The sequence below is a fragment of the Sodalinema sp. genome (assembly GCF_046483825.1).
GTDB lineage: Bacteria > Cyanobacteriota > Cyanobacteriia > Cyanobacteriales > Geitlerinemataceae > Sodalinema.
Map to the genome: position 1 here is coordinate 1 of NZ_JAWOCL010000086.1, position 8287 is coordinate 8287.

At 49.6% G+C, this 8287-nt stretch carries 7 protein-coding genes and 1 tRNA gene; 6 read left to right on the forward strand and 2 right to left on the reverse strand.

Annotated elements, in window-relative coordinates:
* The first annotated feature begins 548 nt into the window (after positions 1 to 548).
* From R6U67_RS05785 to R6U67_RS05800, 4 genes are read left to right on the forward strand one after another with little or no spacing between them, the layout of a single operon-like run.
* Positions 549 to 887 carry a hypothetical protein gene (locus R6U67_RS05785; protein ID WP_410251661.1) on the forward strand — a complete coding sequence of 113 codons (339 nt, stop codon included), beginning with the start codon at positions 549 to 551 and terminating at the stop codon, positions 885 to 887.
* Positions 888 to 945: 58 nt separating this feature from the next.
* A complete protein-coding gene (locus R6U67_RS05790) occupies positions 946 to 1194 on the forward strand; it encodes a UPF0175 family protein (RefSeq protein ID WP_410251662.1) in 249 nt (82 codons plus the stop codon).
* Positions 1191 to 1526, forward strand: coding sequence for a hypothetical protein (locus R6U67_RS05795; protein WP_410251663.1), 336 nt, complete (start codon positions 1191 to 1193; stop codon positions 1524 to 1526). The genes R6U67_RS05790 and R6U67_RS05795 overlap by 4 nt, the downstream gene beginning before the upstream one ends.
* Positions 1527 to 1685 carry a DUF3368 domain-containing protein gene (locus tag R6U67_RS05800; protein ID WP_410251664.1) on the forward strand — a complete coding sequence of 53 codons (159 nt, stop codon included), beginning with the start codon at positions 1527 to 1529 and terminating at the stop codon, positions 1683 to 1685. It abuts the gene before it with no gap.
* A gap of 163 nt (positions 1686 to 1848) precedes the next feature.
* Here R6U67_RS05800 and R6U67_RS05805 read toward each other — a convergent pair whose 3' ends face one another.
* Positions 1849 to 5019, reverse strand: coding sequence for a HEAT repeat domain-containing protein (locus R6U67_RS05805; RefSeq protein ID WP_410251665.1), 3171 nt, complete (start codon positions 5017 to 5019; stop codon positions 1849 to 1851).
* A gap of 121 nt (positions 5020 to 5140) precedes the next feature.
* Between R6U67_RS05805 and R6U67_RS05810 the strand changes: the two genes are divergently transcribed.
* Together R6U67_RS05810 and R6U67_RS05815 are read left to right on the forward strand one after the other, a co-directional pair.
* Entirely contained in the window at positions 5141 to 5596 is a 456-nt protein-coding gene (locus R6U67_RS05810; RefSeq protein WP_410251666.1) for an SET domain-containing protein-lysine N-methyltransferase, read from the forward strand.
* Positions 5597 to 5662: 66 nt separating this feature from the next.
* Positions 5663 to 7756, forward strand: coding sequence for an adenylate/guanylate cyclase domain-containing protein (locus R6U67_RS05815; protein WP_410251667.1), 2094 nt, complete (start codon positions 5663 to 5665; stop codon positions 7754 to 7756).
* A 23-nt stretch (positions 7757 to 7779) separates the two neighbouring features.
* On the opposite strand, the gene R6U67_RS05820 is transcribed toward R6U67_RS05815, so the two are convergent.
* A tRNA-Ser gene (locus R6U67_RS05820) sits at positions 7780 to 7864 on the reverse strand.
* Positions 7865 to 8287 lie beyond the last annotated feature (423 nt).

Sequence of the window (8287 nt, forward strand, 5' to 3'; positions counted from 1 at the left end):
TAAAGAATTGAGTGGAATAAGTTGGGTTGCGAAGGACAAAATGCTTCATTCTTTCATTAATTCCTGGGTGAAAAAATCTTTACAAAATCAGTGTGAATATCCAATAGCTATTTTTGAATTACTGAGTTTGAAACCATAAATCTTAGTCAATCGATGCGGTCTAACACCTCAAGGCAGCGGACGGACGAAAGCCACTTTCGGGAATGTTAATGTTATCTGCCGCCGCTGCTTTTCATCGTTAAATCTTATCAAGCTGGGAATGTGATGTTTTTGGAGACAATGCCTACTTTTCAAGAACATTGGCAGCATCAGGGAAGTCTGCCCACTTTCGAAGAGCGCGATCGCGCTATGCTCAATCTGCCTGAGAGCCGCGATAATCGATAGAATGAGTATAAAGTTCTGGGTGAAGTAGCAATGACTGAGTTGCTTGAGCGGGCGATCGCCGAATTGAAAACTTTGGCGGCTGATGAGCAAGATGCGATCGCGGCTCGTTGACTTACTGAGAGGCTAGAATAGAGTAGCAACACTGTGTCAGTAGCAATATAGCCATGTCTAAAACAACAGTAGAGCGGCAAGATCTTGTTGAGGTAATAAATGCTCTGCCTGATGAGGTTTTGTTAGAGTTGGCAAATTTTCTTGACTACTTACGCTATAAATCGTCTCAGGATAAGAAACCTGATCTTTGTCAACAAAACGTTTTGCTCTCTGTTGCAGGCTTAGGTCAGTCTGGTCAACAGGATGTTTCAGAGCGGGATGAGGAGATCCTCCTTAACGAGATTGACCCTGTCTATGCCGATCAACAGAAAGGGATACGCAGGATGGTGGCCCTGGTAATCGATAGAACTTACTCCAATGACCTCGACGAGCAAATGCAACAATGGGTATAGCCCCATGAGCAATAGAGGAAAGTCACCCTACAATTACACCTGACGAGGTCATCCTACTATGAGTGTCATCATTTCAGACGAAATCTTGCAAGCGTCTCGGCTTACCCCCAGTGAGTTTCGGCAGGAAATTGCATTACACCTGTTTCAAACGGGCCATTTAACCCTGGGGTATGCCAGTCAACTCGCGGAGATGCCACCTAACACCTTTCGTCAACTCCTCAAACAGCGTCATATCCCCCTTTACTCCTACGATGTTGAGGATTTTGAACTGGACTTGAAGAATCTACGGGAGTTGGGGCGACTGTGATTGTCATTAGTGATACATCCGTAATCACGAATCTAGCTGCCATTCAACATTTGCCACTTTTGCCACAACTCTACCGTCAAGTCATTATCCCTGAAGCCGTATATCGAGAGCTTGCGGATATCGATCCTCCTGTTCCTGGAACCTTGGAAGCCCAAGCTGCTGACTGGCTTCAAGTAAGACAAGTGACCGACCTCAGCGTTGTTCAACGGCTTCAAAATGAGGTGAGGTTAGATCCGGGTGAATCTGAAGCGATCGCCCTTGTCCTGGAACTCAAGGCTAATTTGCTGTTAATTGATGAGCGTCGTGGTCGAGCAGAAGCTGATCGCGATTGAGTGAGAATTACAGGTTTGCTGGGTATTTTGGTTGAAGCTAAACGCAAAAATTTGATTGCTACCGTCAAGCCATTGATAGACGCTATGATTGCCACGTCAGAATTTAGAGTCTCTCCAGCCTTGTACAACCAGATTTTGGATATGGTGGACGAAACTTAATTCGGTTCTTCCGAATCCATTAGAAAAGTTACTTACTGCACTCGAAGAGTTAAGAAAGGATGAGGATTGATGAATCGATACAGCATGATTGTTCAGGGGTCTGATGAAGATAAGCTTTTCTTTGTTACCCCCACAGGTGCAAGATTAAAAACCCTGATTTGCCTCAAAGACTACTATAACGAGCCGCCACCGCCAAACAAGTATTCAACTTAGGAATCACATCCACCAAAACATCAAAACTTTCTTTACTTAAACACAGCAGCAACGCATCAGTGTCTGCCGTAATTGTTGCCGAATAGGGCGTATCTCCAAACAAGCCAAAATCGCCAAAATAGCTGCTTGATTTGAGCAGAATTGGCTCATCGGAAAAACTAGATTTTGCCTGTAACTGCCCTTGATAGACAATCGAAAGCTGCCGCCCTAACTCACCTTCTCGACAAATCGTTTCTCCTGCCCCATAAGACCGTTTCTGAAACCCTCGATCCAACGACCAAAGTTCATCAAGAGATAACTCTTGAAATAAGACCAAGGTCTTGAGAAACAAAATGCGATCAAACGATAAATTTTCCACTCCCTGGGTTTTACTAATTTCTTGCACTAACGCCTTCACCACCCGATCGCGATCGCGTAACACTCCCGGCGGCACCTCTTGCTGATAACTGGCCCAAACCCGCAACGCCCCGGCCCGAATCCAATGATCTTCCGTTAGTAACATCTCCTGCAACAGTGCCAACGCCCTCTTGTCATCCCCGAGGCCAGATCCCGAAACCGGCCCATCCGGATACTCAATCAGCGGCACAATGGGAAACACATAGCGACGGTGGGGCAACGTTTCGAGGGTTTCGAGGGCATTATCGCGATCGCGTTTCTCCCCCCGCTGCAACAACTGTCGCACTTCCGCCAACGTACGACGATTGCCCAAACAGGACAACACATGAAACACTTGATTAACCACCCGTTGCGTGCGATCGCGGAACACCCCCACCAACGGCTGCCATTGCGGCGATTCCTGAGGGATGCGTTGCCACCAATCGCGAATCAGGGCCGCCCGTCGATAATCCGCCTGTAAATACCCCTCCAAAAACTGAAACGCCCGGCTCGTTTTCACCGTCGCCAGCACCGCCACCGCCGACTCCGCCACCTCAATACGGGGATGACTCAGATACAACTGCGCCAGGCGATCGAGATTATAATCCTCATAACGGGCCAACGCCTTAATCGCCTGTCCCCGAACCGTAATATCACGATCTTCGAGGCCTCGGGCAATATCGGGCCAAAACTCCTGCAACTGCACCGCCCCCAACAAATCCACCGCCGCCCCACGAACCACCGGATTCGGGTGATCCAAAAAGCCACTCGCCAACTCCGCCAACGCCAAATCCTGTTCCGGCTGCAACTGAGCCAACCCCTTCAACCCCTCAATCTGCACATCCACCGAGGCCCCCTGCAACAAACTGCGTAACTGGGGAATCATCGTCACATCCCCCGTATTGCGAATCCCGCGAATCACAACGGTTTTCGTCTCATCATCCAAAGGAGACTCCCAAATCCCTCGACAGCGTTGCCGCACCTCAGGGGTTAATGTCGTTGACTGTTGGGCCAAGACACAGGCCAAGCCGCGAATCGTGGGTGCAGAACTAGCGGTCAGCTTCTCTAGCCAAGCATCGGCAATGGGTTCTCGACGAGCCACCAAGGCCTCAAAGGCCAAGAGTTGCACTGCCGTATCCGAAGACTCCAGCATTTCCCAGAGAAACTGCGACAGAACCTTGTCTTGGGGTGTTTTGGCAAAAAAACGAAATAAGCCCCGTTCTTGCCCCGGCTGAGCCTGGCAAAACAAGGGTTTTACCTCCGGTAGCACCCGACTAGGAACCCGTAATCCGGCTGCCAACCGTAGAGCTTTTTCCCGTTCCTGGGGTTTTCCCTCCCGCAATAGGGTTTTCAGGCGGGGAATTTGATTATCTGGGACTTGTTGAAACACCTCCTCAACCATATCCAAATCCATCTCAGCGGTTTTAGAGAACAGCCGCGTCACCATGGCCTGGAAATAATCCCGACTCAGTTGATGACGAACGGCCACAAACAGCAAACTGAGGACCGTCCCAAACAGGGCAATAGACCAAGCATCAAGATAGGCCTGGGCCAACCACAACAGGCCCCCCGTGGTCGCCAATCCCAGGGCATAACACAAGCCATCGGTTAAAGCCCGAACCTTGGCCATATCCCGATTGGGGATGGGGTTATACATGAGGGTATAGACTGGCTGATTGATGGCGGTGTCAATGGTGGAGGAGTTGAAATGGGCAAATAGGGCCGCCGGAAACACCCAACCGACGCCTAAACCGACACTCAGCCCTAGAAAGGCTAGGGCCGTGGTGATGGGATAAATGGGATTGGTTCCATCGACGCCCACTCGTCCGATCAGCAGTCGTCGGGTGACGAACAATAAGACCACCACTTGTAGGATGCTGTTGACGGCACTAAACCCTCCGAGAAAGGCGGTGAGACTCTCGGGGCGATCGGCAAAATGGAGGGCATAGGCATCGAAATAGAGATATTCGGCAATACCGTAGAGGACAATCCAGAGAAAGGTGGACCCGGCCAGCCATTTGAAGATGGGATAGTCTCGTATGAGATCGCCGAGGTTGGCTGGGGGGGTATCGGCATGGCGATCGCTCTCTTCGGGAGGAACGGGCTGTTCGTGTCGTTGCAGGTTCCAAACTAGGGCGAAGACCACCAGATATAACGTCGGGACTAATAGCAAGATATCCGCTGTCGAGAGCAGATTGGCCAATAGTCCGACAATCATGCCTCCTAGGAAGCCGCCGAGGGCTTGGCAAACGGTAATATAGGAGGCGATGCGTTTGTATTCGCGGGAGGTGAAATAATCGGAAATTAGCGTCGGTAGGAGAATGTCGAGTTGAAGCGTCCAGAGGAAATAGACACCGACATAGAGGGCGTAGTAGATTGGCTGCACATCCCAAAAGAGCAAGGCCCGTAAGCCGAGGACGACGCTACCGGTGAGTAAGGCCCAGTAGCGGAAGAGGGCGTGATGGGGGATGCGATCGACAATCTGTGAAAACCAGCCGTAAATGGGACTTGAGGCTAATCCAACCAAAATATAAGACAGAGGCAGTCCTGCGGCTCCCACGTTGCTGACAAACAGGGAACTGGCTAAGGTATAACTGATCACGTTCAAGGCCATGACGATCGCCGCTAGGGCCAAGACATGAAGTAAACGGTTGGGAGACTTGCCCGGACTTAGGTGGGTGAGTTTCCCCCAAAGACGTTGCAGTCCTGAGTTCAACAGATTGGCTTTGAGAAGACCTGAGAGCATCAGCACAGGGGTCACGTCAGGATAACAATTAAGACTAATCAACAGAGTGGACGATGGCAGCCGTTCGATGTCACTCTAGTGGCTGAAGATATTGATTCATAGTTTCGAGACTCTCACTAACATGAATGTAAAAACAGGCACTGACGTTGAAATTCGCACCGCTGGCGAGAAAGGACGGGGGGTGTTCGCCTTGCGTCCGTTTCGCCAAGGGGAGACGGTGGTTGTTGGCCGTCGCGTTGGCGTCTATGACCGACGCACCATTTACTCGATTCAGGTCGATTGGGAAGTTCATGTGGAAATGGACGAACCGGCGATTCGTATCAATCACTCGGATAGTCCCACGACTGGAGTTCAGGATAACGCCTGGGGGGCCTTTGATTTTGTGGCGTTGCGAGATATTGCGGCCGGTGAGGAGATCACCTTTGATTATGAAACGACCGAGAGTGATTTAACGGAGTCCTTTCAAGAGTGCTGTCCTCCTCGGACCGGACAGACGGCCCGGACGGGGTTTGGCAGTTTGCCTCGGGCGGTTCGTGAGGCCTACGGTGAGTTTGTGGCAAACTATCTTAAGTCTTAATCGGGGAGTTCGTCCAGGTTGAAGATCATTGTTTAACGGCCATCCTTGAAATCCAGTTAGGTTCCTATGAGTCGCCCCCTTCTCAAGTTATCGGTTTTGCCCCATTTAGAGTATATTGCCATCGATGCGCGATCGCGGGTGGTCGATACCTCCTTGAATGTACAAGATGTGCTGGGGATTGGGAGTGACTCGGCTATTGATCAAGACATTTTTGAGTTATTACCGGAACTGTTCGGCCTCGAAGCGGTGATGGATTTGATTCGCGACGGGGTCGAGTCGTATTTTGAGTTAAAGGCGATCCGGCGATCGACCGAGAGTGACTCGACTCTCGGCTATTGGGATTTATATATTATCTATGATGATTGCCCCGACAATCCCCGAGGCTTACTTTTATTGTTAGAAAACGTTACGGATCGCATGGGGTTAGAACAAACCCTAGTCCAAGCGTCCAATGATTTGAGCCTAACGGTTGACAAACTCTCGGCATCTGAGGCACAGATTGAACAGATTTTGCGATCGATGCCCGACTCCCTCTTTGTGACTCATCTCTCTGGGACAATCATCAGAACCAATCAAGTCGCCCTGGATTTACTTGGGTACAACGAATCAGACTTAATTGGGAAATCTTTAACAGAATTAATTGGAGATAGAAACTTCAATCTTGTTGAAAACCAGGAGTTTTTACTTCAAGAGACCGGAGAAATCCTGCGTCAATTTGATTTAATTTTAATTGGAAAAAACAGCAAAAGATCAATTGTATCCTTTACCTGCTCAGTCTTTGATAGTTCGACATCTGACAGAAATTCCCTCAACTTAGAGGAACAACCTAAGCTAATTTATATAGGTCGAGATATCACCAAAAGCTACCTCGCTCAACGACGGTTAATGGCTCATAATACCGTTACCCAAGTGTTATCTCAATCCCGAGGCTTTGTCGATGCCCTCCCTAAACTCTTACAAGGATTAGCCGAAGGACTCGGCTGGAATATTTGTGAGTTTTGGCAACCGATTTCAAGTGACCCTTCTGCTGAACTGTCCATTGAATCTGAGGCCACTGAGTCTGGGGAGTCGTTGAAACTTCGCTGTGTTGATATTTGGATGAATCCACAGCTAGACAGTGAAACCTGGACGAACTTGAGTTTTCGTTATGGCTGTAGCTGGATTCAAGAAACCTGGAAAAAACAGCAGTCTCTTTGGCAGTCTAACCTCAAAGAAATAAGCAGTCAACGACAGTCTGAAGCCAGTACCCTAGGACTCAAGACCGCTTTATTTTGTCCATTGACGATTGGAGAAAATTGCTTGGGAATCATAAGCTTGTTCTCAACCAGTCCCTTGGATGAAGACAAAGAACTCTTGCAGATGATGGATACCGTCTGCAATCAAATTGGTCAGTTTTTCCAACGCAAGCTAGCAGAAGAAGCCTTAAAACTTGAACAACTCAAAACCGAACGATTACTCTTAAACATCCTGCCTGTCAGCATTGCCAATCAACTGAAAGATACTCCGGCTACCATTGCCGAAGATTACGAAGCCGTCACCATCCTCTTTGCCGACATTGTTGGCTTCACCAAATTATCCTCAGAAATTTCCGCGACAGAACTGGTGAAACTCCTCAACTATATCTTTTCCGCCTTCGACCAACTCACCGAACGCTACGAACTCGAAAAAATCAAAACCATTGGCGATGCCTACATGGCCGCCGGTGGCCTACCCATAACTCGATTAGACCATGCCGAGGCGATCGCCGACATGGCCCTAGACATGCAGCAAGTCATCACCGAGTTAAACCGCCAAGCCAACAGTCGCCTCGACATCCGCATCGGCATTCACAGCGGCCCCGTCGTCGCTGGGGTGATTGGCCTGAAAAAGTTTGTCTATGACCTCTGGGGAGACACCGTCAACACCGCCAGTCGCATGGAATCCCACGGACTCGCCGGGAAAATCCAAGTCTCCCAACAAACCTATCAGTTACTCAAATCTCGATTTATCCTCACCCGGCGAGGCAGTATGGCCATCAAAGGTAAAGGAACAATGACCACCTATCTACTGCTTGGTCGTCGCCAAAAGAGAAAACAGGCTGGGGTCAAATCTCTACCTCCGATTCTGCAAGGGAACCAGGAAATCGCCGACCTAATCCGCCAGAAGCTACAACAGCGGTAAGTTTAGGGAGGATGAGTTAAAAACGGAGAGGGGGAGATTCGAACTCCCGGAAGCTTTCACTTCATCCGATTTCAAGTCGGACGCAATCGACCACTCTGCCACCTCTCCAAGAGATGCCGTTGACCATTCTATACCAACAATAGGTAATAGGCAATAGAAAGGGAACGGGGGGAAGAGGCAAGAGGCAAAAGGCAAGAGGCAAAAGGCAAGAGGCAAAAGGCAAGAGGCAAAAGGCAAGAGGCAAAAGGCAAGAGGCAAGAGGCAAAAGGCAAGAGGCAAGAGGCAAAAGGCAAGAGGCAAGAGGGGGGAAGAAGGGAACCGGAAATAGGCAACCGTACCCCTTACGCCTACCGGTATAATGTAAAATCAGCGATCGCCGTTATTCATCCAAGCAGGCCACAATGACCGTCAATCTTCCCGCCCAATACGACCCTCAACAGACCGAAGCCAAATGGCAACAGTACTGGGAAGACCATCAGGTATTCAAAGCCGACCCCAACGCCCCCGGCGACCCCTACTGCGTCGTCATCC